The organism is Hoyosella levis, from assembly GCF_026008515.1.
GTDB lineage: Bacteria > Actinomycetota > Actinomycetes > Mycobacteriales > Mycobacteriaceae > Lolliginicoccus > Lolliginicoccus levis.
In genome coordinates this window covers 33453-59551 of sequence record NZ_BQYM01000001.1, presented here as the reverse complement: position 1 = coordinate 59551, position 26099 = coordinate 33453, and the positions used below count along the sequence as shown (strand labels likewise).

Here is a 26099-nt window from a genome sequence, read left to right as displayed (position 1 = left end):
GCGGTGCCGCAGGGGCATTACCGTGCTCGTCGGCCCGCCCTGTCGGCGAACTCATCGATGGCGCCAAGCACGTCGCGGGCCTGCCACATGCGGTTGCGCTGCTGCGCGGTGAACTCGGTCAGGACACCGGCGTCGACGAGCGGGCCGATGGCGCGCAGCGCGTTCTGCGGGGCGATGCCGAGCTCTGCCGCGACGGTTCCCGCATCAACGACCGGCTGGCGGAGCAGCAGGTCGGCGAGCCGCCAGGCGGATGCGCCCCGGCGCGCGGCGATGGCGGTGCCCCAGCGGTCCCGGATGGCGCGCAGGTCCGCCACCAGGGCGCGGCCATTGGCGGTGGCGGCGAAAGCGGCATCGGCAAAGGTGGCGACGATGCGCTCGGGCTCGCCGTCGCGGTAGGCGGTGAGGGCGGTGAAGTAGCGGCCGGTGTCGGTGAGCAGGCCCGCGGAGATGGGGATGGTGACGTTGCGCGCGAGGCCGCGGCCGCGCAGCAGCGAGTGGACGAGCGCGCGACCTGTGCGGCCATTGCCGTCGGTAAAGGGATGGATGGTCTCGAACTGCGCGTGGGCGATCGCGGCGAGGACGAGGACAGGCAGGTCCGTGCGCTGCAGGAACGTCGCGAGGTCGTCGATCAGCGCGGGGACGTGTTCGTGGTGGGGCGGGATGAAGGTGGCGTCGTGCGGCCCGTAGGTGGTGCCGCCGATCCACACCTGTTCCTGCCGCCAGCGCCCTGCCCCCGGGTCGACGCCGTCCATGAGCGCCCGGTGCATGTCGAGGATCGCGTCCGGGGAGAGGCGGTCGGCGAGGTCGAGGGCGGCGCGCATGGCGCGGGTGTTCGCGACGATCGAGGTGGCATTGCGCTTGCCGGTCTCGCCGAGCTCGGCGAGGGCGATCGCCTTGGCGCCGGATGTGAGGTTCTCGATCATCGATGACGATGCGGACTCCGAGCGCAGCAGCACCGCGGCGAAAGGCGCGATGTCGGCTCCGAGCTCGGCGTCGAACCGGGCGAGCTCGGTGGCGGCCTGGTCGGCGAGGGCGAGCACGTCGCCCGGCAGCAGGAGCCGCTGGTGCGCGATGGCGGGCACGAGAGCGGCTTGGTAGGGGCCCGCGTGGCGGTGGCGGATCGCGGCGGCGACAAGATCCGGCGGGATGCGGGGCACCCAGGGCCGCGTTTCCGCCCGGAGGATCGGCCAGTCGGCTTCTGATGCCATGGCTCCACACTAGCTTCAGTTACGCGGTAAGTGATAACAAGAGTAGGTGTTGTGCTCGGATCGTCGCCCCGGGACCGCGCCTGCCTCCCGCTGTCTCCCGCTGGCGACCCGCGAGTGTGCAAGAAACGACAGCTCCAGCCAGAAATCCAGTCGCTTTTCGCACACTCGCCGTGGAGCAAGGCCAACTACCCGAGCGCCGCGAGCTTGTCCTCGAGCACGCCCCGCTCCTGCTCGTTGCCGCACAGCTCGATGGCCCGGGACAGCTCCGCGCGGGACTCCTCGTGACGACCGAGGCGCGCGAGCAGCTCGCCGCGCACGCTCGGCAGCAAGTGCGAGCGCGCGAGGCCCGGATCAGCGGCGAGGGCATCGACCATCGGCAATGCTTCCGCGGGCCCGCGGGACATCGATACCGCGACCGCCCGGTTGAGCTCGACGATCGGTGACGGAGCGAGCCGCGCGAGCGTCTCGTAGAGCTCGACGATCCGCTCCCAATCCGTATCCTCGACCGATCCGGCGTCCGCATGGCATCGCGCGATGGCGGCCTGCACGCCGTAGGGGCCGAGGCCGCGACCGAGTCCCTGGGCGCGCTCGAGGGCCGCACGGCCCCGGTGGATCGCGCCCTGGTCCCACCGCCGACGATCCTGCGCGTCGAGCAGCACGGGCCGGCCATCGGGTCCAGTGCGGGCGGGAAAGCGTGCCGAGGTGAGCTCGAGCAGCGCGAGCAGGCCGTGCGCTTCGGCGGAGCCAGGCATCAGCCGGGCCACCATCCGCGCGAGGCGCAGTGCCTCGCTGGCCATGTCCAGGCGGATCAGCGAGGCACCGGAGGTGGCCGACGACCCCTCGGTGAAGATCACGTAGATGACGTTGAGCACCGAGCCGAGCCGCTGCGCCCGCTCCTGCGCCGGGGGCACCTCGAAGGTGGCCTCGGCATCGGCGAGTGTCTTCTTCGCGCGCGTGATCCGGGCCTGCACGGTCGCGGTGGGAACGAGGCAGGCGCGGGCGATCTCATCGCTGGCCAGGCCCGCGACCACGCGCAGGGTCAGCGCGATCCGAGCCTCGCGGGACAAAAGCGGATGGCAGGAGATGAACATCAGCGCGAGGACGTCATCGTCGATCTGGTCGGGGTCCCACAGTATTTCCCCCGCTTGCCCGCTGCGCGTCTCCTCCCCGATCTCGTGGGCGAGGAGGGCGTAGCGATCATCGCGGGCGGCGCGGCGCCGGAATCCGTCGATCGCGCGCCGCCGCCCCACAGTGAGCAGCCATGCGGCGGGATTGCGCGGCACCCCATCGCGCGGCCAGGTGACCAGGGCCTCGGCGAGGGCTTCCTGCGCGAGATCCTCGGCGAGCGCGAAGTCACCGGTGTAGCGGGCGAGCGCGCCCACGATCCGTGCCGATTCGATCCGCCACACCGCCGCTACCGCGTCGCGGCTCGCCCTGCCCCCGACCGCCGTGTCCCCGACCGCTTCGCTCATTCCGCGCGCCTCCTCGCCGTGGGGCCGCCGCTCGTGCAGCCTCACGGCCATTGTCTCCCGATGAGGGCAGGCAATGGGTGCCACGGCACGCCGGTCGCCGGTAGGATCCTCGTGTCTCCCGCCCCCGTTCCAAGCCTAGGACGTGCCCCATGCCCGCGCCCGGTCTCGATGAGTACCTCGACGATCTCGTCATCGCATTGCAGGTGCGAAAGGTGCCGCACGCCACGATCCACGAGGTCGTCGCGGACGTGGAGGGCAAGGCGTCAGCCACGGGCAAGCCGCCGACGGAGCTGTTCGGCACCGCGCGCGCTCATGCCGACAATTGGGGCAAGGACCCGCGCTGGCCGCTGTGGGCGAAGGCTGCCGCGGTGGTGCTGGCGCTGGCGTTCGCGGCAGGGTCGATCTGGCTCGCGCAGCATCCTGATCTCGTGGTCATCGGCACGCTCGTCGCGTTCATCGCGCCGTTCCTGATCTTCCTCGCGTGGGCCTACTCGCACCGCGCGCAGCCCGGCGAGGACTGACCCCGGCATTCCACCAGGAGCAGGCTCGTGCGCTGCTAGTGTCGCTCGCATGGCGAGCAACGAGGATGGAACGACCAGCGAGCTGCGCGAAGCCTTCGACCAGTTCGACAAGGACGACAACGGCCAGATCGACAGGGGCGAGTTCGCGCAGCTCGTCGCGAACCTTGATCCCGGGATGCCGGAGGAGCAGGTCTCCATCGGGTTCGGCGAGATCGACAGCGACAGCAATGGCGCGATCGATTTCGCCGAGTTCGCCGAATGGTGGGAGAACCTCTAGCCCGTCAGAGCTGGCCGGTGGCCTCGCGCCAGGCAAGCTCGCGCTGGATCCATTCGTTGTCCTGGGGGAACTCGTCGATGGTGGGCACTCGCCGGATCTCGGTCTTGAAGCCTGCGCCGAACGAGGGCATCCGCGTGGCCCACTCGACCGCTTCCTGCTTGGACGAGACGTTGAGGATGTAGAAGCCGTTGAATAGCTCCTTGGTCTCGCCGTAGGGACCGTCGGTGACCACCGGGGGCTCGCTGGAGTAGTCCACGATGACGCTGTCCGCGGCGTCGTCGAGGCCTTCCGCCGCGACGAGGACCCCGGCACGGATCAGCTCGTCATTGAACTTCCCGACGGTCTCGAGCATCTCGGCGAAATCAAAATCGGCCATCGACTGGGCTGCCTCGTCGGTGGTGCGCATGATCAGCATGTACTTCATGGGGGTGTTCCTTTGCTGGAGGGCCCGGGCCGGTGCGCCGGGCTGCATCCCTAGGTCGAGCGGGCGTGCCCCGGATCGACACGGCCGCGCAAATTTTCTCTCACGCGTCCCGCTTGGCCGGGATCGCCTGGTAATCGGCGGGGTCGAACTTGGCCTCGCGCTTGTACTCGATGCCCAGCAGCGGCCAGTTGGTGGTGACCCGGCCCGAGGCGGTGCGGTACCAGGACTCGCACTGGCTCCAGACGCTTCCGGCGAGCTTGTCCTGGATGCGCTGGTCGTAGGCACGCTCGACGATGGCCTTGACGGTCAGGGGCGCGCCGCGCTCGGCGATGGCGTTGACGAAGTCACGCAGGTAGGCGGCCTGGACCTCGAGGAAGTAAATAATCGATCCACCGCCGGTATTGGTGTTGGGCCCGTACATGATGAGCATGTTGGGAAATCCCGTGACCGTCATGCCGTAGTAGGCGCTGGCACCATCGGCCCACTGCTCGTGCAGGTCGCGCCCGCCGAGCCCGGTGATCTTCATCGGTGCGAGGAACTCGGTGGCCTTGAAGCCGGTGCCCCAGATGATGACGTCGGCGGGGTGCTCGGTGCCGTCGGACGTGACAATGCCCGTGGGTGTGATCTCGCGGACACCAGCGGTGACGAGCTCGGTGTTGGGCTGGGCGAGGGCGGGGATGTAGTCGCTGGAGAACAGGACGCGCTTGCAACCGATGGGGTAATCGGGCCAGACCTTCTCGAACAGGCCGGGCTTGGCCTTCGCCTGGCGCTTCATGTGGCCGCGGGAGATTCGGCGGACCAGCGCGGCGAGCGGCTTGGAGTACACCCAGGCGACGCTGAGCGCCTCGACGAGGCCGTACCAGGTGCCGCGCTCGGCGAGCTGGGTGGCGGGCAGCAGCTTGAAGACCTTGTGGTGCAGCTCGGTGAACGCGCGGTCGGGGCGCGGCAGCAGGTAGGGGGCGGAGCGCTGGAAGACGTCGAGGTGCGCGACCCGGGGCTGGATCTCGGGCACGAACTGGATGGCGCTCGCACCGGTGCCAATGACGGCGATGCGCTTGCCGTCGAGGTCAATGTCGTGGTCCCAGCGCGCGGAGTGGAAGGACTCCCCCGCGAAGCTGTCGCGACCGGGGATGGGCGGTGTCGACGGCCGGGAGAGCTGCCCGACGGCGTGCACGAGCACATCAGTGGTGAGGGTGTCGCCAGTGCTGAGGTCCAGGACCCAGTGGCCGGCCGCCTCGTCGAAGCTCGCGGCGGTGACCTCCACGCCGAAGCGGATGTGGCGTCGCACGTCGTAGTTGTCGGCGACGTCGCTGATGTAGTCGAGGATGGCGGGTTGCTGCGAGAACCGCCGGGGCCAGCGCGGGTTCGGCTCGTAGGAGTAGGAGTAGAACGGCGACGGCACGTCGCACGCCGCGCCGGGGTAGGTATTGTCCCGCCACACTCCCCCGACATCGCTGGCCTTCTCGAGGATGGTGATGTCGTCGTGGCCAGCCTTCTTCAGCTCGATGGCCGCGGCGATGCCACCGAGCCCGGCTCCGATGATCGCGATGGATGGGGCTTTCATGGGTGGCGTTCTCCGATCTGGGTTCGCGATGTGTCTTGCTTCACAGTAGTGCAGCCGGGAGGGCGACGCGCTCGGCTGCCGGCCTGCTCCCCTGCGCCGGTGCGCCGTGGCCTCGCATGGACAATGGAATATTCATGCGTGTAGATTATTCCTACGCATGTGTAGAAAGTGTGCGGTCTGCCGCCAGCCCCGGTGGCGCAGCGCCTGCCACGCGGCGACCATCCCCTGCAAAGGAGCAGCTCATGGTGTCTACAAGGATTCCTTGGATCGGCGACCGGAAAAAGGCCCGGCCTGCGGTGCAGCCGATGGCCGACTACGGCTTCTTCGGCCCCCGATCCGTCACGTGGAAGGTCTGGGGGCACTCCACCACGCCCATCCTCGCGCTGCAGCGCGCGGTCGTGGTCGAGGAGCTCGACCCTGCCCTGATCGCCGCTGTCGACGCCACGGGAGCCAATTACTCCCGCCCGCGAACCCGCTACGACCGCACCGTGCGCTACTTCGCCACCGTCGCGCTCGCTGATAGCGAAACCGTGCTCAAGGCAGCCGATGTGCTCGTCAAGGTGCACGCGAAGGCGATCGGCATCGAGCCGCTCAGCGGCAACCCCTATGACGCCAACGACCCCGCCTCCCAGCTGTGGATCCTCATCACCGGCTGGCACTCGGTGCTCAAGATGTACGAGACCTACGGCGGCGGCCGCCTGACCGACGAGGAGGACCGCCAGTTCTGGGCCGAGTGCGCCGTCGCCGCCGAGCTCCAGACCTGCGATTCCGCGGACGTGCCGCGCTCCAGCGAGGAGGCTCGCGCCTACTTCGAGCGCATGCGCCCCCATCTCGCCATCAGCGAGGCCGCGCGCCGCATGATGGACCACCTGCTCACCGCCAAGGTCGCTTTGCCCGGCACTCCGCTGATCCTGCGGCCCGCGGTGCACCTGCTCTCCGTTGTCCTGCGCGCGGGCACCATTGCCACCATGCCGCGCTGGATGCGCACGCTCAGCGGGTTCGATCAGCCTGCCGTCGTCGACCTCGCGGTCCGCCCCCTCCTGAAAGCCGGTTTCGCGATCGTCGAGCGCAGCCCGCGCCTCAAGCTCGCGGTCGCCGCGACCATCGCGCCCTCCGTGGTCCCGGTCGCTGCGCCCCAGATCCTGGGCGTCGCTCCGCTATCCCCCGAGGTCCTGACTCCGGCGCGGGCCCGTGAGCGCTTCGGCTATGCCCGTCCTGCTGACGCGCACCGCGATCTGCGCGCCAAGCAATGGCAGCGAGTCTTCGGCGAGGGCAAGCCGCCCAGCGATGAGGGCCTCATCGAGTCCCAGGCCTACCTCGGCAACCTCGCCTGAACTGCTACGAAAGGCAACCATGACCCCCTCCACGGCTCTGTTCAACCCGCGCGAGCCAGGCTTCGCCGCGTTCGACGCCACCACGCGCCGCCTGTTCGAGATCACCATCGACTTCTTCGAGTCCCATGGCAAGGCCTGGCTCAAGCAGCAGGACCGCGACCGCGTCTGGTACTCGGATTTCCTCGACCTCGTCAAGCGCGAACGGATCTTCGCTACCTTCCTCACCCCAGCCAGCGAGGCCGGTGGTGATCCCGGCAAGCGGTGGGACACCGCGCGCAATGCCAAGTACAGCGAGATCCTCGGTTTCTACGGGATGCAGTACTGGTATGTCTGGCAGGTCACCATCCTCGGGCTCGGACCGATCTGGCAATCGAGCAACCCTGACGCGCGGCGCAAGGCCGCGCAACTGCTCGAGTCCGGCGAGATATTCGCGTTCGGGCTGTCCGAGCAGGACCACGGCGCGGACGTCTACTCCACCGACATGGTGCTCGACCCCGACGCCAAGGGTGGCTACCGCGCCACTGGAAGCAAGTACTACATCGGCAACGGCAACCTCGCCGGCATGGTGTCGGTGTTCGGGCGCCGGTCCGACAAGCCCATCATCGATAGCGCCGACATCGAGCGATACCGGCCCGAGGAGGATTTCGAGGGCTACATGTTCTTCGCCGCCGACAGCCAGCACAAGGCCTACAAGCTGCGAAAGAACGTCGTCGACGCGCAGATGTACGTCGCAGCGTTCGACCTCCAGGACTATCCAGTCCAGCAGGAGGACATCCTCCACGAGGGCAAGTCCGCCTTCCACGCCGCGATCAATACCGTCAACATTGGCAAGTTCAACCTCGGCTTCGGCGCGGTGGGCGCCTGCGAGCACGCCATGCACGAGGCCATCGGCCACGCGGAGAACCGCATCCTGTTCGGCCAGCGCGTCACCGAGTTCCCCCAGATCCGGCGCATGACCGCCGAGGCCTATGCCCGCCTCGTGGGCATGAAGCTCTACAGCGAGCGCGCCATCGACTACATGCGCTCCGCCTCGCCCGACGATCGGCGCTACCTGCTGTTCAACGCGATCGAGAAGATGAACGTCACCCGGGAGGGCGAGAAGATCGTCACCCTGCTGTCGGACACCATCGCCGCGCGCGCGTTCGAGAACGACATGTACTTCAACATGGCACTGCTCGGGGTGACGGGCCTGCCACGGCTCGAGGGCACCGTCCACGTGAACATGGCGCTGTCGCTGAAGTTCCTGCAGAACTACATGTTCCGGCCCACCGATGCCGGCCAGGCAGCGCTGAGTAAGCTGCCTATCGGTCGTGCGCCGCGCCCCGCGATGGCTGCCCTCTCCAAGGGCGCGCGCGGGGTGAGCAGCATCGCGGCCGCAACCCTGCCCGGGCAGGCCACCCCGCTGCCCGAGGTGCCCGTCCGTCGCGATTCCTCCGACGATGTGTTCTTGTTCAACCAGGGCCCGAGCAGGGGCCTGGGCAAGGTGCGATTCGCCGACTGGCGGCCGATCCTCCGCGAGCATGCCACGATCCCCAACGTGGCGGTGTTCCTCCAGCAGGCCGACGCGCTGCAATCGTTGCTCGCCGCCGCGGCCCCCACCGATGAGCAGCAGAAGGATGTCGATTTCCTCTTTTGCATCGGGGAGATGTTCACCCTGCTGCCCTACGCGCAGCTGATCCTCGAGCAGGCCGGCATCGAGGGCACCCGTGCCGACGTGCTCGATCAGCTGTTCGAGGTCCTCGTCACCGACATGTCCCGTCACGCGACGACGCTGCACTGCAAGGCCACCGCCACTCCCGCGCAGCGCAAGCGGGCGCTCGACCTGCTGCGCCAGCCGGTGGGTGACAGCGATCGGCTCGACCGTGTTGTCGCGGATGTGCGTGCGCTCGCCGGGGCCTACGAGATGAACCCCTAGCGGATCAGACCTTGCTGAAGGCCCGCCACATCGCATGCCCATACAGCTCCCCGAGCTCATCGGGAGACCATGTGGCGGGCTTATCAAGCAGGGACCGCATCGCCGCCTCGCAGGACGAGATGAAGAGCTCAACGAGAACGGGGAGCTTGCGCTCGAGGTCCGGGGTGGCCCGCGCCCGAAGCATCGGGGCGAGCTGGGCGCGGGCCGCCGCTGCCACCTCGGCGCGCGCCGCAGCGAAGCGATCCGCAACCTCCGGCTCCCGCGCGCGGGAGAACGTCAGTCGCCACGAATCAGCATGCGCGGCGCCCGCGCGCAACAACGCCTGGTAGCCCCGCACGAACGCATCCTCCGGGTCCTGCGCCGCCCGTCCGGAAGCTGCGAGCGCGTCGAGGGTCGAAGCGAGCAGCACCTGCGACTCCCGATCAAGCAGCGCGTCGATCAGCTGCACCCGGTCTTCGAAGCACGAGTACACCACGGGCCGGGTCACATCGAGGCGGTCCGCCACAGCCCTGATCGTCACTGCGCTCACCCCGTCGGAGACCGCGATGGCGAGGGCAGCGTCGAGGATCTGCGGGCGCCGCCGATCCGGCCCGAGATGAGCGGCGCGGGCACGCGGGCTCGGTGGGGCAGGCACGGCAGCTCCTCGGTCGGACGGCTTCTTCCCGCCTGATCCTATGCGCCGCGAGCGCTAGCGGGGACGGCGGTGGGCGTCGAGAGAATGCTCGCGCTCAGCGGGATCGAGCTTCTCGACGGCGAGGCGCAGTCCGGGACGGGGCATCGACGCGGCATGTTCCTCGAGCAGGGCGCGCACGCCGGCGGGCACCCGGCCCATGGCGTGCTTGAGGAAGATCCCGACAGCGTTGTGCACGACGGGCTCCGGGTCCTGGGCCAGCATCGCGGCAATGCGCAGCGATCCAGCGAGATCCTCGTCGGAGCCGGAGCGCACGAAGAACAAGGGCGCGGTGATCGCGGTGCGGCGGCGCAGCGGCTCGGGCGAGACCGCGAGCTGGCGCAATGGCTCGAGCGAGCCTCCGGCGAGAAAGCCGCCGATCACGCGGGGAGCTGCCCGGTCCACCATGTCCCAGGTGGTGATGCGGTGGTGATTGTCGAGGTAGCAGCGGTAGAGCACCTCGCGCTGCGGGCCGTCGAGCTTGCGGCGAGCCTTGAAGTCGAGGATGCAGAACCCGGCCAAGCGCGGCTCGTACGCGGGATGATCGAGCAATTGCTGCACCTCCCCGAGCGGGAGGCCCGCGTGCTCCTTGGCGATGGCGAACAGGTCACCCATGCGCAGGCCGATCGCGGGCTCGGCGGGGGCGAGGCGCTTGCGGATGGTGGCGAGCTCGGCCTCCGACCGATGCGCCTCGAGGCTGGCGATCACGTCCGGCGCGGTCATGGGTGCAATTCAAGCAGGGGCGACCGCGGTTCCGCAGCAGGTCAGGCAGCGGGGCGATCGAGCAGCTCGTGCAACCGCGCGCGCACAGCGCCTGGCTCGGCCACGGCCCCGATGGCAGCGACGGCGTCGGGATCAGCGGCTTGGAGCAACCCGAGGAGTACGTGCTCCGGCTCGATGGTGCGTTCCTTGCGCGCGATGGCCTCGCTGAGGCTGAGCCGGAGGGCCTGCTTGGTGCCCGATGCGAACGGTATGTGCCCGGTCCGGAACCGCTTGCGGATGGGTCGGCGGATATCGAAGCCGAACCTTCGCTCGATCGCGCCGGCGACCTCATTGAGATTGATGCCGATGCTCTGCAGCGCGGTCGCGTCGGCCTCGCCGAGGACGATATCGGTGGCGGATGCGCGGATGCCCTCGGCAGTGAGCCCGGTGCTGGCGAGCGCATCGCGCTCAGCGCTGTCGAGCGTGCCGAGTATCCCGATGAGCAGGTGCGTGGGGGTGATCGTGGCGGATCCCGCGTCGCGGGCCTCCTCCTGCGCGAGCACTACCCCGGCGCGGGCGGTGCGGGCGAATCGCTCGAACATGGTGGCCTACTTCCCGTACTTCTTGTGGACAGCTTGTCTGCTGATGTCGAGGTGCGTGGCGATTGCCTGCCAGGTCCAGCCGTGCTGGCGCGCGTTCGCGACATGGACTGCCTCGAGCTGGTCGGCGAGCTTGCGCAGCGCGACGACGGCCTGGAGGCCGACCGCGGGGTCGTCGGAGGCCGCTGATCCTGGCAGGGAACGGGGCGTACTCACAATGTCAATCTAGGTTGACAGCGATAGTTTGTCAACCCATGTTGACACTGTGCCTTCGGCGCTGTCATCCGGCCCAGCCCGGGATCACCAAGCGCCCAGCACCTCGCGCAGCCAGGCGACGAGCTCCAGCGGCGCATCGAGCATCACATGATGACCGGATTCGTTGATCGATCCGTACACGGCATCCCCCGGAAGCAACTGCCGCGTCGTCTCGAGGACCAGCTCGGTGACCACCGAGTCCCGTCCCGCTCGCAGCAACGCCGCCGGAACGGTGACCGGTCCGCTCACTGTGTGCGGCGATGTCAAGGCCTGGAAGATCGCCGGATCGAACCGCCACGACCAGCCCTCCTCTACCCGCTGTACCGAGTTCTCGCCGATATGGCGTTGCAAGTAGTCCGCGATCGGTTCGGCCGAGCCGAACGGGCGGAACGCTGCCACAGCGTCCTCCCTGGTGCGGTAGACCCGGTTTGGCCGCGCGCCAAGGTCCGCGAACGCGGCGCGCGCAGCGGCACTGGGCATTCCCGCGAAGCCGGTATCGACGAACGCGATCCCACCGAGGCCATGACCCGTCCCCGCCAGGTGATAGGCGACCCGTCCGCCCATGCTGTGCGCAACGACAATGGGCCGGTCGCAACCATCAAGAAGCGCAGCGACCTCCCGCGCCCACGCCGCGTAGCTGTAGCTCGGGCGCCGACCGCTATCGCCATGGCCGGACAGGCTCAGCGCGATGACGCGGCGGTCCTGCGCGAGCGATGGTCCGATGTGATCCCACCAGTGCGCGTTCGCCGCCGCGCCATGCACCAGCGCCACCACCGGATCATCGGCCCTCCCCCAGGCCCGGTAGGCGATATCCACGCCGTCGACGCGCACCGTGCCCGTCTCGACAGGTTCCTCGAGAGCGCGGCGGAACCACTCGGGAGCGGTCATATGGTCTCGGCTATACCGGCAAGGCGATCGAGCGACGCCGCGAGGTTGGCGCTCGACGTGGAGCGGGCACGGGGGAACCGGGACTCATCAGTGAGCCGCGACCAGTCATAGGTATGGGTGACGCGGGACTCGTTGTCGCCCAGCGGCTCCACCTCCCACCGCCACAGGTGCCCGAACGGGGGCTTGCCCACATCGGCGGGCGTCCATGCGATGAGGCGCCCCTCGGTGAACTCGACGACATGGTTCTCCCGCGTATTGCCCTTCTTCGTGGTCATCGTGAAGACGTCGCCGGCCGCCCGCACCCGCTGCCCCGCGGGCGCCTCCGCGAGATTATCGTTGCCATCCCAGCTCGGCTGCTGCGCGGGATCCGCGATCAGCTCAAAGATCCGCGCCGCGGGCGCATTGATGATCCGGCTTGCGTGCACTACCTGCGTTTCATCGGTCATGGCTCGATTCAATCAGCTCGCGGTTCGCGCGGCACGGTGGTTCGGGGGCTCGAGGCGGGGGCTCGACCCCAGCCAGTGCCGCGCCGGTCGCTCGCCAGTGGAAACTTTTCCCGCTCCACCGAGGAAAAGTTTCCACTCCGGGCGGGTGAACCGTCACCCCGCCCCCGGCACGCCGGAAGTACCGCCCCCACCAGGAGCCGAGAGCGCCAGGATGAGCTCGAGCACAACGCGGGGGTCGGCGAGCGCATCGCCGTAGATCTCGCGGAGCTGGTTCATGCGGTAGCGCACGGTCTGGGGGTGGACGAAAAGGTCGGCGGCGACGGTGTCGCGCTGGCCCTGGCGCAGCAGCCAGGCCCGGAGTGTCTCGCCGAGCCGGTCGGCGGTGGTGCCGCGCAGGTCATCGAGGGGGGCGAGCGCTCGGCGGCGCAGGTCGGCGGTGGCGTCGGGGTCGGCGGTGAGGATCAGCTCGACGAGGTGATCGTCGGTGTCGACGGGGCCCGGCGGGCTTGGCGGGACGAGGGCGAGGGTGCGCAGGGCGCGCTGGTAGGAGGCCGCGACGTCGGTCCAGGGCCGGGCGGGGCCAATGATGGCGGGCCGATCGTGGAGCAGCGCGAGCAGGTCGCCGCGCTTGCGGCCATCCATGTCGGGGACGAGCAGCACGGCGAACGCATCGCTCGCTTCGATGCCGGGGAGGTCGTCGGTGAGCTGCAGGGTGGACTGCACGAAGCGGGAAGCGAGGCCTCGGGACTGCGCGAGGGGCAGCAATACGGAAGTGAGGGTCGTGGGGGGCTGCCAGTTCGCGCGCTCGGCGCTGGCGAGCAGAAGGTCCTGGGGCTTTCCCGCGAGGAGCTGGCGGCCGAGCTGGTCGAGGTAGTGCTCGCGCACGCGGCCGGTGGTGGCGCGCTCGTCGGCGTGCCCGGCGCTGCTCGCGGCGGAGAGCTCGTCGATGAAGGCGAACGCGAGCTCGGCGAACCGGGCGACCGTGGACGCCGGCAGGCCGCCCTCGACGGCGGTGGCGGCGATGGCGCGCCAGGAGACCCGCGCTCCGACGCGGTAGGCGGCGAGGAGGGCGTCCATGGAGCGGCCGTTGCGGGCTTCTCCCCTGCCGAGCTCATACGCTGCGTCGAGGGCGGCGGGCAGGGGCGAGCTCTGGTCGGAGTCGGCGGGGCGGGCGGCGATCTGGACGAGCGCACCGAGGGCCATGCGGACGGCGTTCTCGATGTTGCGGCCCATGCGTCCGCGGAAGGCACGCGTGTAGGACGGCACTTCGACGGTGACGGCGCTGACGGTCAGTTCTGCGTAGCGGGGCAGGCTGGCCTGCAAAGCGTCGACTATGCGGGGGTCGAGATCGAGCCCGGTAACGCGTCCGGGATCGCGGCCTTCACTGCTGCGCGGCATGATTTGTACTCAGCGCATAAAAAGCTAGATCGAGTTCACGTCCCATGGACAAGAGTTTATACCTGAGGTGCGCGAGAGTGGAGGCATGACAACACGGGCTCCGAAATCACTCGCAGCCGGCACCCTCCGTGACCGGCTGATCAGGCTGGCCGAGAGGGCAACCACTCCGTTGCTGCCCTCGGACTACCTCGATCTGGTCGCGCCGCTGCGGTCCGGGTCGGCGCTGCGCGGACGGATCACTGCCATCCACCGCGAGACCACTGACGCAGTGACCGTTGTCATCAAGCCCGGCCGCGACTGGCGGCCCCACACGCCGGGCCAGTACGCGCGCATCGGCATCGACGTCGATGGCGTGCGGCAGTGGCGCACCTACTCGCTCACCTGCGGCTCCGACCGTGCTGATGAGTGCATCTCCATCACCGTCAAGGCGATCGAGGGCGGCACCGTGAGCAATCACCTCGTGCACCGCGCCACCGCGGGCACCATCATCCACCTCGACCATGCCGCCGGTGATTTCACGCTCGGCGCCGAGCTTCCCGCGAAGGCGTTGTTCGTCACCGCCGGCAGCGGCATCACCCCGGTGATGGGCATTCTGCGCAATGCGGTCGACCGTCTGGAGGACGTGGTCGTGGTGCATTCCGCGCCCACCGCCGAGGACGCCATCTTCGGCGCGGAGCTGCGCGCGCTGCACCGCCAGGGCCGCATCTCGCTCATCGAGCGCTACACCACTACGAGCGGGCGCCTGAGCGTCGACGAGCTGACCGCACTAGTTCCCGATCTCGCCGACCGCGAGGCGTGGGCGTGCGGCCCGGCCGGGCTCCTCGATGGGATCGAGCAGCGCTGGACCGATCTCGGCATCGCCGACAAGCTGCACACCGAGCGCTTCCGCATCACCCCGATCGTCGCCGGGGATGGCGGCACCGTCACCTACGACCGGGCCGGTACCACCGTCGAGGCCGATGGAGCCGAGTCCCTGCTCGATGCCGGCGAGGGCGCGGGCGTGCTCATGCCGTCGGGCTGCCGGATGGGCGTGTGCTTCGGCTGCGTCGTCCCGCTGCGCACCGGTGTTGTCCGTGACCTGCGCAATGGCGCGATCACCGCTGCTTCCGAGGGCGATGGCGTCCTCATCCAGACCTGCGTGTCCGCTGCGGCGGGCCCCTGCACCCTCGACGTATAAGGACTAGCTGACATGACCGTGATCCAGAAGAAGCCCAACAACGCGATCGCCCACCTCACCGCCGAGGACATCGAGAACATCGGCATCGAGCTCGACGCGATCCGCCAGCAGGTCCTCGATACCCGTGGCGAGCGCGACGCCGAGTACATCCGCTCGGTGATCAAGCTGCAGCGCTACCTCGAGCTCGGCAGCCGCGGCGTGCTGCTCGTCTCGCTGTTCCCGCCGGCATGGCTGATCGGCACTGCTGGCCTCGGCATCGCGAAGATCATCGAGAACATGGAGATCGCGCACAACGTTATGCACGGCCAGTGGGACTGGATGCGCGACCCCCAGATCCACTCCACCACCTGGGAGTGGGACAACGCCTCGCCGTCGGACATGTGGAAGCACTCCCACAACGAGCTGCACCACACCTACACCAACGTCATCGGCAAGGACAACGACCTCGGCTACGGCATCATGCGCGTGGACGAGGATCAGAAGTGGATGCCGTTCTACCTCGCGCAGCCGTTGTGGAACTTCATCAACGCGTGCGTCTTCGAGTACGGCATCGCTGCCTATGACCTCGAGATCGGCAAGTACATGAAGGGCCGGATCCCCAAGGAGGAGTTCGACCGCAAGAAGAAGAGCGTGCTCGCCAAGATCCGCAAGCAGGCCACCAAGGACTACCTGGTGCACCCGCTGCTCTCCGGGCCCTCCGCCCCCACCACCTTTGCCGCGAACGTCGTCGCGAACCTGATGCGCAACTGGTGGACCCACTCGGTGATCATGTGCGGGCACTTCCCCGAGGGCGTGGAGACCTACGAAAAAGCCTCGATCGACGGCGAGACCCGCGGCGAGTGGTACCTGCGCCAGATGCTCGGCTCCGCGAACATCTCCGGCGGCAAGATCACGCACTTCATGACCGGCAACCTGTCGTTCCAGATCGAGCATCACCTGTTCCCGGACCTGCCATCCAACCGGTACCAGGAGATCGCCCCGCAGGTGCGCGAGGTGTTCGACCGCTACAACCTCAACTACGTCAGCGGGCCCCTGCCCAAGCAGGTCGCCTCCGCGTGGAAGAAGGTCATCCGGCTGTCGCTGCCCAACGACTTCGGCAGCAAGGTCAAGTCCGCGCCGGCAAAGGTCATCAGCGCCCAGTTCGGTTCCCGGACCCCAGCCGCAGCGGCCGCATAGCTTTCCCCCTGCGAATCAACCGTGCGCGGGCCAGCTCGATCGGCCCGCGCACGGCCTTTTTGCGACAGCCCCGCTCGTGGCGGGTTCTTTCACTCGCCCGGCTCCTGTGCCTGCATGGCGGCAGCGAACATCACGCTCATCTTCTCGGCAAAGGCGGTAGTGGCCCTCAGCGGGCGCAGCATCACCGTGAACTCATCGATGAGCCCGTCAGCATTCGTATGGAGGAAGTCGCACCCCTGCAGCTCAAGGTCGCCGACGCGGGCGCGGAAGATCAGCGCGTGATCGCTGCCGTCGGAGATCTCCTTCTCGTACTCGAGGCCCTCGAATACCTGGGTGACGGCGCCGAGGATCAGGGCGACCATGTCACGGCCCTCGTAGGGCCGGTGGGCGATGGGGCTCCGGAAGACAACGTTCTCGGCGAAGAGCTCAGGGATCGTGGAGAGATCATTGGCCTCGACGGCGGCGCGAAAGGGGTGCATCAGTGGGCTCCTCGCAAGACGTGGGACGCTCCGAACACCGTCAACAATAGGACCATGCGAGCACCGGGCCGCTAAACTCCGCGCGCATGCTGCGGCTTCGGGCCGAGAACTCCCGCCGGAGAGGGTAAGTTGGTGCAATGGCGAAGTGGCTGTCCCCCCTCGACGCGATGTTCCTCTATATGGAATCTCCCGATTCGATGATGCATGTTGGTGGCCTGATCGAGATCGAGATCACCAACGGCTCTGCTGGCGACATGAGCAGGCAGATCCGTGACGAGCTGCAGGAGATGACCACGGTGGAACCACCGTGGAACCGCAAGCTCGCCACGCCGCGCTTCCTCAAGAACCCCGCGCACCGCTGGGTCGAGGACACCGAGTTCGATGCGATGTATCACGTGCGACGTTCCGCCCTGCCGAGCCCCGGCGGCGAGCGCGAGCTCGGCGTGCTCGTCTCCCGGCTGCACAGCCGACCACTCGACTTCCGCCGCCCGCCCTGGGAGTGCTACATCATCGAGGGGCATGAGTCGGGAAACCTGATGCTCTACACCAAGGTCCACCACTCCCTCGTGGATGGCTACACCGCGGTGAAGATGCTGATGCGCTCGTTCTCGAAGTCCCCCGATGAGCCCGATGAGCCGTTCTTCTTCCAGATCCCGCCCCCGCGAAAGCGGCTCAAGACCGCCTCGAGCAAGAAGGCCGAGGACGACCCAGCCGACCAGGGCTCGTTCGTCAGCGCCGTCGCTGGACACATGATGTCGGTGCGCGATATCGGCAAGGGCCTGGGCCGCTTGTCACGCTCGCGGTTCCGCAAGGACGATCACATCGTTACCGTGCTGCAGGCGCCCCGCGGCATCCTCAACGGCAGGATCGGCCGCGACCGGCGCTTCGCCACGCAGCAGTACGATTTCGCCCGGCTGCGCAAGATCGCTTCCGCGGCTGGCTGCACGCTCAATGACGTCGTGCTCGCCGTGTGCGGCGGAGGCCTGCGGACCTACTTGCAGGGCATCGATGCGCTCCCGGACAAGCCACTGATCGCGTTCGTCCCTGTCAACATCCGTCCCAAGGATGATCCGGGCGGCGGGAACATGGTCGGCGGCATGCTCGCCTCGCTCGGCACCGATGAGACCAACGCGGAGGATCGCCTCAAGGCTGTCGTCGCCTCGACCAGCGCGGCGAAGCAGCAGATGGAGAACATGACCCGCGCCGCCATCATCGCCTACACGACCTACGTCGGCTCGCCCCTGCTGATCCAGACCGGCCTCGCGCAGTTCGGACTCAGCAAGGTCGTCCCGCCGAGCTTCAACGTCGTCATCTCCAACGTGCCGGGCCCGAAGCAGCCCCTCTACTTCCGGGGCAACCGGCTCGCCTCGGTGTACCCGGTGTCCTTCCTCATGCACGGTGGGCCGCTCAACATCACCTGCGAGAGCTACGGCGATACGTTGAACTTCGGGTTCGTGGGATGCCGCGATACCTTGCCGCGGCTGCAACGCCTCGCGCTCGCGTGCGGGGAGGCCGTCGACGAGCTGGAGAAGACCTTCGTCAATCCCTAGCTCGTCGCGCGCTTCCAGTTCGATGCAGGGTGGCGATCGTTGCCGCCACGAGCAGCTCCCATGCCTGCACCGCATACACGGCGCCGCGCTCCCACGCGCCTTCCCCCAGGACGATCCCCGAACCCGCTTGCTGGCTCGCCACCAGCATCACCAAGCATGCGAGGCCGGTGATCCCGAGCCCGATGCTCGCCATGCGCACCGGGACGGGGACCGCCCCGCGCAGCACAAGCGCGCCGCCGGCGATCAACGCCAGGTTGCCGCCGACGATCGCCATCACGGCGCCCACCACATGGAAGCCCATCGTCGCGCCGCTGCTGGTATCGAGCTCGGCCGGGAAGGCTCCCACGAGGATGATCCCGGCGCCATGCACCAGCGCGAGCGCCAGGAACAATCCGCGGCGTGCCCCCGTCGGCACCGCGCGCGCCAGGAGGAATGCACCGAGGACGAACAACACGCCATGGCCGATGAAGCCGGCATTCATCACCCAGGCCAGCGGTGAATCGATGGTGCGGCCACCAGACACCCCAGGCACCGGGACACCCAGGTCGCTGATGTAGTTGCGCGAGTAGCTGTAGCCGGGGAACGCCACCGCCGCGGCTGCCTCGCACACCAGGTACCAGGCAGCCGCGGCAGCAAGGACAACAGCGGCGGGCACGGCAGCAGCGCGCACGCCTAGAAGATCCAGGCGATGAGCCAGGCGGTGATCGCGGCGATGGCCAGCAGCAGCACGATCGTGAAGATGACGATCACCGCGATCGACAGGATCACGCGGCGGCGGATCTGGGCGCGCGTGAGGTCCGGATCGGTGACGTGCCGATCGAGCAGCGCGACATTGCGATTGTTCGCCTTGTAGACCACATCGAAGATGGTGCCGAGGATGGGGACCGTGCCCGTGATCGCATCGAGCGCCAGATTCAGCAGCATCAGGACGAGTGTCGAGCCGCGCGCCCCATAGCGGGCCGCCTGGATGACGATGCCCGCGCTGATGACCAAGCTGGCCGCGTCGCCGGCGCCCGGGAGCAGCCCCAGGATCGGGTCGATGCCAAACGTCTGCTTGGTGCCAGGGATGCGGAAGCGCGAATCCATCAGCTTCGAGAACCGACGGATCTGGGCGCGCCGCTGGTCAACGAGCTCGGTCGACATGTGTTCTGGGGCCATGCGCCGAGTATCCCAGATGGTTGGGGGGTGGCCCGTGGCGCTACCAGGCCGGTGCCCGGCCTACCGGAAGCAGGCTGCGACGAATTCGCCTATGGGAATCAACGGAATCCGGGCTCCAGCACCCAAATTTGTTGAGTTTCATAGGCTTCTGCCGGTATGCCCGCCCGAGCACGCAGTCGACGATCCTCCGCAAGGATGTGCTCCGCTCGTGACCGGAATCACCGCTGCGACCCTGCCCCGCGTGACAGATTGAAGCCCGGATACCTGTTTTCCCATACCAGGAGGCTGCAATGCCCACCAGTTCAGACCTGCACCGAGGAGCCTCGTTCCGCCGCCGCGGCGGCTTGCTCGGTCTAGCAGCACTCGGTGCGGGCGCGCTGGCCACCATGGCACCGGGTGTGGCTTTGGCCGCCCCGGCACCGGTGTGCGCGGCGGGCACCTGCACCGTCACCTACACCGCGGCGGGCGCGGACACCTTCACTGTCCCGGATGGTGTCATCGGGATCGGTGTCACCGCGATCGGCGGGCGGGGCGCGTCCAACGATGTGGGCGGTGTGGGTGGCCTCGGCGCCATGACCACTGAAGCTGGCGTGGCGGTGACCGGCGGGGAGGTCCTTGATGTGCTTGTCGCCGGGGACGGCGTCGGCCGCAATGGCGGTGCCGGCGGCGGGGGCGATGCGGCTGCCGGGGAGCTGAACTCGGGGCGTGGCGGAGGCGGGGCGTCCTCGGTGGCGCGGGGTGCTGACCGGCTGATCGTGGCCGGCGGCGGGGGCGGCGCGGGCAGCGACGCCATCGCCCATGGTGGTGACGCCGGTGCCGACGGAGCGCGCGGCGCCGGCCGCTCCGCCGGAGAGGGAGGCAAGTCCGCGGTCGGTACGACTCCCGGCGCGGGGGGAAGTGGCGACACCGTCTCGCAGGACGGTGAGCCAGGCTCGGTGAACGGCGCTGGCGGCAACAGCGTCGAAAGCCCGAGCACCGGTGGGGGTGGGGGCGGCGGCCTCGCCGGCGGGGGCGCAGGCGGCGGTGGTGTCGCTGGCGGGGGCGGCGGCGGAGGCGGAGGCGGCTCGTCCACCGGATCGCCAACCGTGACCGAGCTTCCCGCGACGGTGATCATCACCTACACCGACCCTGATCCAGGCTGCGGCGGGTTGATCTGCCTCGACTTCGGCTCCCTCGGGCTACCGAGCTAGCTGCACAAGACGGCCCCGGCAGGCTGATGCGCGGCGCGCCAGGGCGCAGGCCGCGTCGAATTGGCCTATGCAACGCAACAGAATCCGGGCTCGAATCCCACTATTCGTTGCGTTTCGTAGGCTTCTGCCGGTGTGCCCCGGCCAGGGACGGACCTCATTCGGCGACGTATCGCAGCATCACCACGGGTTTGAAGTGCCTCGTCTCGGCCAAGCGGAGCTGGATGCGTTTGTCCAGTGCCGGGAACATTGGTGTGCCGCCGCCGAGCACCACGGGCGCGAGGAACAGCTGGAACTCGTCGATGAGTCCGTGCGGCATCAGCGCGGCCGCGAGGCTCGCGCCGCCGACCTCCATCACACCATCGCCCCCGGCCTTGAGCCGACGCACCTCCTCTACCGCGTTCTCGCTGATCAAGGTGCTGTTCCACTGGACCTCGGCGAGCGTCCGCGAGAAGACGAGCTTCGGCTTCGTCGTCCAGAGCTCGCCGAACTCGCGCTCGATGGGCGGGGCGTCCTCGGGCACGTGCGGCCAGTACTCGGCCATCAGCTCATACAGCCGGCGGCCGTGCAGCGAGATCTCGATCTCGCGGTACCGGTCGTTGTGGAACTGGTGCAGCTCGTCGTCCGGGACGGACCAGTCGATGCTGCCATCGCGGTCGTTGATGTAGCCGTCCAGGGATACCCCGAACGTGTAGATCAGTTTCCTCATGATGGGGCAGACCTCCTCCGCGCTCGAATCTCATCGGCGCTCCTCAGACCTCATCAGAAGCAGAGCCATCCGCGTCGGCGTTTGGCTATTCCGCCAATCAGCGACTACAAGCACGGTGCCAAGCCCTAGCGAACTATATAAGCGCGCGCTAATATAGTGGCAAGCCGATAGAAGGAGTTGATGAGCATGATCCCCGACCCGCTCGCCACAGCAGGACTCGTCGCGCGCGAGGTGCGCAGCGGCACCCGCGAGGACACTGCAACCCGGACTGTCATCGCGCGGCGCACCTACTCGACCGATCAGGCCGACCTCTGGGACGCCCTGACCAATGCCGAGCGCCTCCCCCGCTGGTTCCTGCCCGTCAGTGGCGAGCTCGCGCAAGGTGGCAAGTACCAGATCGAGGGCAACGCGGGCGGCACCGTCGAGCAATGCTCGCCCCCGGAGTCGTTCGCCGTCACCTGGGAGATGGGCCCCCAGGTCTCGTGGCTGCGCGTGCGCCTCGCCCCCGCCAGCGACGGCACCGAGCTCGAGCTCGCGCACGAGGCACCGGTGGACCCGGAGTTCTGGGCGCAGTACGGTCCGGGCGCCGTCGGGGCCGGGTGGGACCTCGCCCTCATGGGGCTTGGCCTGCACCTCGACAGCGGGGTGGCGGTCGATCCTGATCTGGAGAACGCCATTTCGACCTCCCCCGAGGGCATTGCGTTCGTTCAAGCCTCGACGGAGGGATGGGCGCGCGCGGCGATCGCCGACGGAGACGACCCGACCGATGCTCACGCTGCCGCCGAGCGCACCCTTGCGTTCTACACCACTGTTCCCGAGGACGAGACCCCGGGCTGATGGCAACCGCAGCGCCAGAGCAGGTGTTCGAGGCACTCGGCGACCCCGTGCGCCGGGCCATCCTTGACGTCCTGTCACGGGGCGAGCGCGCCGCCGGGGACCTCGTGGCCGCGGCGCGCGGGGAGGCGCCGATATCCCAGCCCGCGGTATCGCAGCACCTCAAGGTGCTGCGGGAAGCCGGACTCGTCCAGGTCCGAGCAGAGGGGACCCGCCGGATCTACGCGCTTGATCCCACAAGCATCAACGCGGCCCGGGACTGGCTCGCCGCTCTCGCGGACCCGCTCGCGCCATTCGAGCAGCCACTCGACGCGCTCGCCACCGAGATCGCCCGCGGCAAGCGGGAACGCCGTCGCACCGCGGCAGAGCGCAGCAGGAGCCATGCAGGGGGAAATGCGGATACCGCGTGACCGGCACGCCGCCGATGTCGATTCGCGGCCCGCCCGTTCGACCTATTCGCAGAGGACGGACCTCGCCCATATGACCCAAGGAGCTATCGATCATGCGCACTCTCATCATTACCGCGTTCGTGTCCCTCGACGGCGTCATGGAGGCCCCCGGCGGCGAGGAGGGATACCGTAACACGGGCTGGACCTTCAAGGACGTCGAGTTCGACGAGGCGGCATACGCGATCAAGGCTCGCGAGCAGGCCGAGACCACGGCGCTGCTGCTCGGCCGCAAGTCCTATGAGGCCTTTGCACCGGTGTGGCCGACGATGGAGGAGTTCGCCGAGTACAACGCGATGCCTCGCTACGTCGTATCGACGACCTTGGCCGAGGAGGATTCCCGCTGGCCTGCAACGATCCTTCGTTCGCTCGACGATGTCGCGGCGCTCAAGGAGACCGACGGCGGGCCCATCGCGGTGCACGGCAGCGCGGCGCTGGGACACGCGCTCGCGGATGCTGGCCTCGTGGACCGCTACCACCTGCTCGTCTTCCCGCTGCTCCTTGGTGCCGGCAAGCGGCTGTTCAGCAGCACGGACAAGGACACCACTAGGCTGAGGCTGATCGAGCACGAGGTGTACTCCAATGGCATCCAGATGCAGGTTCTCGACGTCCTGCGCTAGGCACGAAGGCGACACGCATGGCACGAAGCAATCCTCGGATCGGCAAGTTCCGGCGCGAGCGGCTGATCGGCCGCTACCTCGCGAACCCGGCGGTGCGCGCGCTCGACAGGATCGGCGTGCGGCCCTCGGTGATGGCGGAGCTCGAGACGATCGGCCGAAGGTCGGGCAAGCCTCGAGTGGTGCCTGTGGGCGTCGCGGTCGATAGCGCGGGCGCCTGGCTGATCTCCCAGCACGGCTACAGCTCCGGATGGGCGCACAACATCGCCGCCGATCCGAACGTGCGCCTGCGCATCGAGGGCCAGTGGCGGCCGGGCATCGCGGAGTTCCGGCCCGATGACGATGTGGTGGCGCGCAGCCGGGGGTTCAGTTCCAATCCCCTTCTCTCCAGGCTGATCGCGCTGACGTTCCGGGCGCTGGAATCCGATCCGATCACGGTGCGGGTGGATTTCCGCTAGTAGCGCCCCCCAGGAGTGCCCCCCGGTGCGCCCATCGTTGGGAGACTCCTCTGGACTTTTTAGCGAGCAACTGATTACTATCTATCTTTCATGGTGACTGGTGTCACAGGCCTAGATGGGAGGGAAATCAGTGCTTGCACAACACCCCGTCCGAGCAGCGTCCGCGAGCGCCACGTGCTGAGCTACTCAGCCGCCCCGGGCGCGCGTCGGCAGGATTTCCCGGGAGGGACGGTCCGCGCCCGGCTGCTCGGGCTCGTGCTGCGCAGAACCGTCAAGCCACTACTGGGAATCTGGGCGCGGTATCCCTTCGCTCCCTGGCCCTACGCCGCCATCGACCACGTGGGCAAGCTCCTCACCGTCGCCCCGGGAAGCTCGACCACACCCGTGCGACTACCCAACTGCGATGCGCGCCTCGTGTCCCCGGCCGAGCCACGCGATCAGCACACCATTCTCTACCTCCACGGCGGCGGCTTCTACGTGGGCCACCAGCACCTGCACCGCCAGATGGTGGCCAGGTTCGCCACCCGGCTCGGCTCCGCGGTCCTCGCGGTCAACTACCGCATGCTCCCCCACCATGCCGTCGGAGATTCGATCGCTGACTGCGTCGACGGCTACCGGCACCTCGTCCGATCAGGCATCGCGCCCAGCGAGATCGTCATCATGGGAGACTCCGCTGGCGGCTATCTCGCGCTCATGACCGCGATCGAGGCAATCGAGCAGGGAATGCCCTCTCCCGCTGCCGTCGTGGCGATGTCGCCCCTTGCTGACTGGAGCCCAGCGGGAAAGCTGGCCGCGCCGACATCCGCCACGTGCGATGTGTTCCCCGCGCGCGCCGTACCGGTGCTCACCGCCCAGGCGGAGGCCGCCCGGCAGCGATCTCGCACCCAGGCGGGGCGCGCGCCGCTCCGCTCCCCGGTGGACTGCGATCTCGCGCGGCTTCCGCCCGTGCTCATCCAGGCGAGCTCCAGCGAGATGGTGTATCCCGACGCGGTGCTCCTCGCGGAGCGGCTTGCCGACCACGGGGTGGAATGCACGCTCCAGGTCTGGCGCGACCAGGTGCACGTCTTCCAGGCAGCGGCTGGGATCGTGCCTGAGTCCGCCCACGCCGTCGCTCAGATCGCCGCGTTCGTTGACGGCATCGCCAGCGCGCGGTCCAGGCAGCGCCTGCTGCGGGCATGAATCGCCACCAGCCCGATCTCCCGCAATGACGCCCGCATCAATGGCACAACCGAGGAGCCGCACCACCATGCGCTTGATCAGCCCGCTCGACTACCTGTTCCTCGCCCTCGAGGCGCGGGAGCACCCCATGCACGTCGGTGGGCTCGAGCTTTTCCGCCCGCCCGATGGCGACGGGCATGGATTCGCGCGGGAACTGCACGACTCCCTCGTGCGCGCCCCGGAGATCGCCACGACGTTCACGCGGCACCCCGGGGCAGCTGGAGCCTCCCCTCGCACGCTCACCTGGGCCGTGGACACCGAGATCGATCTCGACTACCACGTGCGGCTCGGTGCGCTGCCCCGGCCGGGCCGCATCCGGGAGCTCCTCGAGATGACCTCGATGTGGCACAGCACGCTGCTCGACCGGCACCGCCCCCTGTGGGAGATGCATATCGTCGAGGGCCTCGAGGACGGCCGGGTGGCCGTCTACACGAAGATCCATCATGCCCTCGTCGACGGCGTGTCGGCACTGCGGCTGCTCCAGGATTCCTTGTCGAGCGATCCGGATGAGCGGCACCTGCCCGCGCCGTTCGCCCCCCGGCCGTCCACTGGCCACGCCCACCACCCAGCCCCGTCGACGCCGCTGCTGCGGAGCGCGCTCGGCCTTGGTGGCGAGGTCGCCGGAATGCTTCCTGCTACGGCGCGCCTCGGGTGGCGCGTCGCCCGCAAGCGTGGCATGCCCCTTCCCATGACGGCGCCGCGAACGATCTTCAACGTGCCGATCGGTGGCGCGCGCCGGTTCGCCGCGCAGTCCTGGAGCATCGACCGGATCCGATCCGTGCGGGAGGCCCTCGGCTGCACCATCAATGACGTCGTGCTCGGGATGTGCGGGGGCGCTCTTCGCCGCTACCTCATCGAGCAGGATGCACTGCCCGATGCTCCGCTGATCGCGCTCGTGCCCGTCTCCCTGCATTCGCTGACCGGGACGCGATCGGGGAACGCGGTCACCGCGGTGCTCGCCAGCCTTGGTACCGACCACGCCGACCCGCTCGACCGGATGGCGGCGATCACGCTGTCGATGGGCAAGGCGAAAGAGATGATGGCGGGCCTGACTCCAACCCAGGCGATCGCCGTCGCGGCTTCCTTCCTGAGCCCATTCGTAGCCTCGAGCGTGTCGGGATTCTCGCAGCATGCCTGGCCCACGTTCAACGTCGTGATCTCGAACGTGCCGGGGCCGCGCGCGCCCCTCTATCTCAACGGCGCCCGGCTCGACGGCATCTACCCCGCCTCGATCGTCATGGACGGACTCGCGCTGAATATCACCCTGACCAGCAACGCGGACACGCTCGACTTCGGCCTCACCGGCTGTCGTCGTTCCGTGCCCCACCTCCAGCGGCTCCTCGCGCACCTCGATGCCTCCCTCGAGGAGCTCGAGCACGCTTCGGGCTGCGCCAAAGCGGAGCGAGGGTGACAAGGC

The 26099-nt window shown here is 68.5% G+C and carries 29 protein-coding genes; 14 read left to right on the top strand and 15 right to left on the bottom strand.

Annotated features, from left to right (window positions below; genetic code table 11):
• Positions 1-17 precede the first annotated feature (17 nt).
• Complete coding sequence (locus QC765_RS00330; protein ID WP_278312428.1) at positions 18-1208, bottom strand: Fic family protein; 1191 nt, start codon at positions 1206-1208, stop codon at positions 18-20.
• A 185-nt stretch (positions 1209-1393) separates the two neighbouring features.
• A complete protein-coding gene (locus QC765_RS00325) occupies positions 1394-2680 on the bottom strand; it encodes an RNA polymerase sigma factor (protein ID WP_278312427.1) in 1287 nt (428 codons plus the stop codon).
• Between the two features lie 149 nt (positions 2681-2829).
• Between QC765_RS00325 and QC765_RS00320 the strand changes: the two genes are divergently transcribed.
• Both QC765_RS00320 and QC765_RS00315 read left to right on the top strand, forming a co-directional pair.
• Entirely contained in the window at positions 2830-3201 is a 372-nt protein-coding gene (locus tag QC765_RS00320; RefSeq protein ID WP_278312426.1) for a hypothetical protein, read from the top strand.
• A gap of 49 nt (positions 3202-3250) precedes the next feature.
• On the top strand, positions 3251-3478 hold the full coding sequence (locus QC765_RS00315) for an EF-hand domain-containing protein (RefSeq protein WP_278312425.1): 228 nt from the start codon (positions 3251-3253) through the stop codon (positions 3476-3478).
• 4 nt (positions 3479-3482) lie between these two features.
• On the opposite strand, the gene QC765_RS00310 is transcribed toward QC765_RS00315, so the two are convergent.
• On the bottom strand, positions 3483-3902 hold the full coding sequence (locus QC765_RS00310; protein ID WP_278312424.1) for a YciI family protein: 420 nt from the start codon (positions 3900-3902) through the stop codon (positions 3483-3485).
• 100 nt (positions 3903-4002) lie between these two features.
• Positions 4003-5466: a flavin-containing monooxygenase gene (locus tag QC765_RS00305; protein ID WP_278312423.1), complete on the bottom strand. Its 1464-nt coding sequence runs from the start codon at positions 5464-5466 to the stop codon at positions 4003-4005.
• Positions 5467-5708: 242 nt separating this feature from the next.
• On the opposite strand from QC765_RS00305, the gene QC765_RS00300 reads away from it, so the two are divergent.
• A complete protein-coding gene (locus QC765_RS00300; protein ID WP_278312422.1) occupies positions 5709-6800 on the top strand; it encodes an oxygenase MpaB family protein in 1092 nt (363 codons plus the stop codon).
• Between the two features lie 19 nt (positions 6801-6819).
• Entirely contained in the window at positions 6820-8715 is a 1896-nt protein-coding gene (locus QC765_RS00295) for an acyl-CoA dehydrogenase family protein (protein WP_278312421.1), read from the top strand.
• A gap of 4 nt (positions 8716-8719) precedes the next feature.
• Here QC765_RS00295 and QC765_RS00290 read toward each other — a convergent pair whose 3' ends face one another.
• From QC765_RS00290 to QC765_RS00260, 7 genes are all read right to left on the bottom strand, one after another.
• On the bottom strand, positions 8720-9349 hold the full coding sequence (locus QC765_RS00290; protein WP_278312420.1) for a TetR/AcrR family transcriptional regulator: 630 nt from the start codon (positions 9347-9349) through the stop codon (positions 8720-8722).
• 54 nt (positions 9350-9403) lie between these two features.
• Positions 9404-10108: a DNA alkylation repair protein gene (locus QC765_RS00285; RefSeq protein WP_278312419.1), complete on the bottom strand. Its 705-nt coding sequence runs from the start codon at positions 10106-10108 to the stop codon at positions 9404-9406.
• Positions 10109-10149: 41 nt separating this feature from the next.
• Complete coding sequence (locus QC765_RS00280; protein WP_278312418.1) at positions 10150-10689, bottom strand: Clp protease N-terminal domain-containing protein; 540 nt, start codon at positions 10687-10689, stop codon at positions 10150-10152.
• Positions 10690-10695: 6 nt separating this feature from the next.
• Entirely contained in the window at positions 10696-10902 is a 207-nt protein-coding gene (locus QC765_RS00275) for an RNA polymerase subunit sigma-70 (RefSeq protein ID WP_278312417.1), read from the bottom strand.
• A gap of 84 nt (positions 10903-10986) precedes the next feature.
• Complete coding sequence (locus QC765_RS00270; protein WP_278312416.1) at positions 10987-11829, bottom strand: alpha/beta fold hydrolase; 843 nt, start codon at positions 11827-11829, stop codon at positions 10987-10989.
• Positions 11826-12275: an SRPBCC family protein gene (locus QC765_RS00265; protein WP_278312415.1), complete on the bottom strand. Its 450-nt coding sequence runs from the start codon at positions 12273-12275 to the stop codon at positions 11826-11828. The genes QC765_RS00270 and QC765_RS00265 overlap by 4 nt, the downstream gene beginning before the upstream one ends.
• Before the next feature lie 153 nt (positions 12276-12428).
• On the bottom strand, positions 12429-13673 hold the full coding sequence (locus QC765_RS00260; RefSeq protein ID WP_278312414.1) for a PucR family transcriptional regulator: 1245 nt from the start codon (positions 13671-13673) through the stop codon (positions 12429-12431).
• Between the two features lie 85 nt (positions 13674-13758).
• Here QC765_RS00260 and QC765_RS00255 point away from each other — a divergent pair, with 85 nt between their 5' ends.
• Together QC765_RS00255 and QC765_RS00250 are read left to right on the top strand one after the other, a co-directional pair.
• The gene (locus tag QC765_RS00255) at positions 13759-14850 is read left to right on the top strand and encodes a ferredoxin reductase (RefSeq protein ID WP_278312413.1); all 1092 of its coding nucleotides are present in this window, start codon (positions 13759-13761) and stop codon (positions 14848-14850) included.
• 12 nt (positions 14851-14862) lie between these two features.
• Positions 14863-16026 (top strand): fatty acid desaturase family protein, encoded by a 1164-nt coding sequence (locus tag QC765_RS00250; RefSeq protein WP_278312412.1) that lies wholly within the window; start codon positions 14863-14865, stop codon positions 16024-16026.
• Positions 16027-16115: 89 nt separating this feature from the next.
• On the opposite strand, the gene QC765_RS00245 is transcribed toward QC765_RS00250, so the two are convergent.
• Positions 16116-16505: a nuclear transport factor 2 family protein gene (locus tag QC765_RS00245; RefSeq protein ID WP_278312411.1), complete on the bottom strand. Its 390-nt coding sequence runs from the start codon at positions 16503-16505 to the stop codon at positions 16116-16118.
• 137 nt (positions 16506-16642) lie between these two features.
• Here QC765_RS00245 and QC765_RS00240 point away from each other — a divergent pair, with 137 nt between their 5' ends.
• Positions 16643-18055, top strand: coding sequence for a WS/DGAT/MGAT family O-acyltransferase (locus QC765_RS00240; RefSeq protein WP_278312410.1), 1413 nt, complete (start codon positions 16643-16645; stop codon positions 18053-18055).
• Here the strand turns inward: QC765_RS00240 and QC765_RS00235 are convergent.
• Together QC765_RS00235 and QC765_RS00230 are read right to left on the bottom strand one after the other, a co-directional pair.
• Positions 18045-18725: a DUF998 domain-containing protein gene (locus QC765_RS00235; protein WP_278312409.1), complete on the bottom strand. Its 681-nt coding sequence runs from the start codon at positions 18723-18725 to the stop codon at positions 18045-18047. The two genes, QC765_RS00240 and QC765_RS00235, sit on opposite strands and share 11 nt — an antisense overlap.
• 2 nt (positions 18726-18727) lie before the next feature.
• Positions 18728-19213, bottom strand: coding sequence for a DUF4112 domain-containing protein (locus QC765_RS00230; RefSeq protein WP_278312408.1), 486 nt, complete (start codon positions 19211-19213; stop codon positions 18728-18730).
• A gap of 290 nt (positions 19214-19503) precedes the next feature.
• Between QC765_RS00230 and QC765_RS00225 the strand changes: the two genes are divergently transcribed.
• Positions 19504-20403, top strand: coding sequence for a hypothetical protein (locus tag QC765_RS00225; protein ID WP_278312407.1), 900 nt, complete (start codon positions 19504-19506; stop codon positions 20401-20403).
• Between the two features lie 154 nt (positions 20404-20557).
• Here QC765_RS00225 and QC765_RS00220 read toward each other — a convergent pair whose 3' ends face one another.
• Entirely contained in the window at positions 20558-21109 is a 552-nt protein-coding gene (locus QC765_RS00220; RefSeq protein WP_278312406.1) for a dihydrofolate reductase family protein, read from the bottom strand.
• Positions 21110-21289: 180 nt separating this feature from the next.
• Here QC765_RS00220 and QC765_RS00215 point away from each other — a divergent pair, with 180 nt between their 5' ends.
• From QC765_RS00215 to QC765_RS00190, 6 genes are all read left to right on the top strand, one after another.
• Positions 21290-21946: an SRPBCC family protein gene (locus tag QC765_RS00215; RefSeq protein ID WP_278312405.1), complete on the top strand. Its 657-nt coding sequence runs from the start codon at positions 21290-21292 to the stop codon at positions 21944-21946.
• Positions 21946-22353, top strand: coding sequence for an ArsR/SmtB family transcription factor (locus QC765_RS00210; RefSeq protein ID WP_278312404.1), 408 nt, complete (start codon positions 21946-21948; stop codon positions 22351-22353). Before QC765_RS00215 ends, QC765_RS00210 begins: the two co-directional genes overlap by 1 nt.
• Positions 22354-22445: 92 nt before the next feature.
• Positions 22446-23009, top strand: a complete 564-nt coding sequence (locus QC765_RS00205; protein WP_278312403.1) for a dihydrofolate reductase family protein — start codon at positions 22446-22448, stop codon at positions 23007-23009.
• A 17-nt stretch (positions 23010-23026) separates the two neighbouring features.
• Complete coding sequence (locus tag QC765_RS00200) at positions 23027-23464, top strand: nitroreductase/quinone reductase family protein (protein ID WP_278312402.1); 438 nt, start codon at positions 23027-23029, stop codon at positions 23462-23464.
• Between the two features lie 174 nt (positions 23465-23638).
• A complete protein-coding gene (locus QC765_RS00195; RefSeq protein WP_278312401.1) occupies positions 23639-24643 on the top strand; it encodes an alpha/beta hydrolase in 1005 nt (334 codons plus the stop codon).
• 67 nt (positions 24644-24710) lie between these two features.
• Complete coding sequence (locus QC765_RS00190; RefSeq protein ID WP_278312400.1) at positions 24711-26093, top strand: WS/DGAT/MGAT family O-acyltransferase; 1383 nt, start codon at positions 24711-24713, stop codon at positions 26091-26093.
• The last annotated feature ends 6 nt before the right edge of the window (positions 26094-26099 follow it).

What these genes read in the sequence shown, in the direction of transcription:
- QC765_RS00255 (WP_278312413.1), top strand. Translation starts at nt 13,759, where the DNA reads ATGACAACACGGGCTCCGAAATCACTCGCAGCCGGCACCCTCCGTGAC.
- QC765_RS00220 (WP_278312406.1), bottom strand. Translation starts at nt 21,109, where the DNA reads ATGAGGAAACTGATCTACACGTTCGGGGTATCCCTGGACGGCTACATC.
- QC765_RS00320 (WP_278312426.1), top strand. Translation starts at nt 2,830, where the DNA reads ATGCCCGCGCCCGGTCTCGATGAGTACCTCGACGATCTCGTCATCGCA.
- QC765_RS00270 (WP_278312416.1), bottom strand. Translation starts at nt 11,829, where the DNA reads ATGACCGCTCCCGAGTGGTTCCGCCGCGCTCTCGAGGAACCTGTCGAG.
- QC765_RS00210 (WP_278312404.1), top strand. Translation starts at nt 21,946, where the DNA reads ATGGCAACCGCAGCGCCAGAGCAGGTGTTCGAGGCACTCGGCGACCCC.
- QC765_RS00315 (WP_278312425.1), top strand. Translation starts at nt 3,251, where the DNA reads ATGGCGAGCAACGAGGATGGAACGACCAGCGAGCTGCGCGAAGCCTTC.
- QC765_RS00260 (WP_278312414.1), bottom strand. Translation starts at nt 13,673, where the DNA reads ATGCCGCGCAGCAGTGAAGGCCGCGATCCCGGACGCGTTACCGGGCTC.
- QC765_RS00240 (WP_278312410.1), top strand. Translation starts at nt 16,643, where the DNA reads ATGGCGAAGTGGCTGTCCCCCCTCGACGCGATGTTCCTCTATATGGAA.
- QC765_RS00330 (WP_278312428.1), bottom strand. Translation starts at nt 1,208, where the DNA reads ATGGCATCAGAAGCCGACTGGCCGATCCTCCGGGCGGAAACGCGGCCC.
- QC765_RS00300 (WP_278312422.1), top strand. Translation starts at nt 5,709, where the DNA reads ATGGTGTCTACAAGGATTCCTTGGATCGGCGACCGGAAAAAGGCCCGG.
- QC765_RS00310 (WP_278312424.1), bottom strand. Translation starts at nt 3,902, where the DNA reads ATGAAGTACATGCTGATCATGCGCACCACCGACGAGGCAGCCCAGTCG.
- QC765_RS00265 (WP_278312415.1), bottom strand. Translation starts at nt 12,275, where the DNA reads ATGACCGATGAAACGCAGGTAGTGCACGCAAGCCGGATCATCAATGCG.
- QC765_RS00295 (WP_278312421.1), top strand. Translation starts at nt 6,820, where the DNA reads ATGACCCCCTCCACGGCTCTGTTCAACCCGCGCGAGCCAGGCTTCGCC.
- QC765_RS00190 (WP_278312400.1), top strand. Translation starts at nt 24,711, where the DNA reads ATGCGCTTGATCAGCCCGCTCGACTACCTGTTCCTCGCCCTCGAGGCG.
- QC765_RS00245 (WP_278312411.1), bottom strand. Translation starts at nt 16,505, where the DNA reads ATGCACCCCTTTCGCGCCGCCGTCGAGGCCAATGATCTCTCCACGATC.
- QC765_RS00230 (WP_278312408.1), bottom strand. Translation starts at nt 19,213, where the DNA reads ATGGCCCCAGAACACATGTCGACCGAGCTCGTTGACCAGCGGCGCGCC.
- QC765_RS00225 (WP_278312407.1), top strand. Translation starts at nt 19,504, where the DNA reads ATGCCCACCAGTTCAGACCTGCACCGAGGAGCCTCGTTCCGCCGCCGC.
- QC765_RS00250 (WP_278312412.1), top strand. Translation starts at nt 14,863, where the DNA reads ATGACCGTGATCCAGAAGAAGCCCAACAACGCGATCGCCCACCTCACC.
- QC765_RS00305 (WP_278312423.1), bottom strand. Translation starts at nt 5,466, where the DNA reads ATGAAAGCCCCATCCATCGCGATCATCGGAGCCGGGCTCGGTGGCATC.
- QC765_RS00215 (WP_278312405.1), top strand. Translation starts at nt 21,290, where the DNA reads ATGAGCATGATCCCCGACCCGCTCGCCACAGCAGGACTCGTCGCGCGC.
- QC765_RS00280 (WP_278312418.1), bottom strand. Translation starts at nt 10,689, where the DNA reads ATGTTCGAGCGATTCGCCCGCACCGCCCGCGCCGGGGTAGTGCTCGCG.
- QC765_RS00200 (WP_278312402.1), top strand. Translation starts at nt 23,027, where the DNA reads ATGGCACGAAGCAATCCTCGGATCGGCAAGTTCCGGCGCGAGCGGCTG.
- QC765_RS00285 (WP_278312419.1), bottom strand. Translation starts at nt 10,108, where the DNA reads ATGACCGCGCCGGACGTGATCGCCAGCCTCGAGGCGCATCGGTCGGAG.
- QC765_RS00205 (WP_278312403.1), top strand. Translation starts at nt 22,446, where the DNA reads ATGCGCACTCTCATCATTACCGCGTTCGTGTCCCTCGACGGCGTCATG.
- QC765_RS00325 (WP_278312427.1), bottom strand. Translation starts at nt 2,680, where the DNA reads ATGAGCGAAGCGGTCGGGGACACGGCGGTCGGGGGCAGGGCGAGCCGC.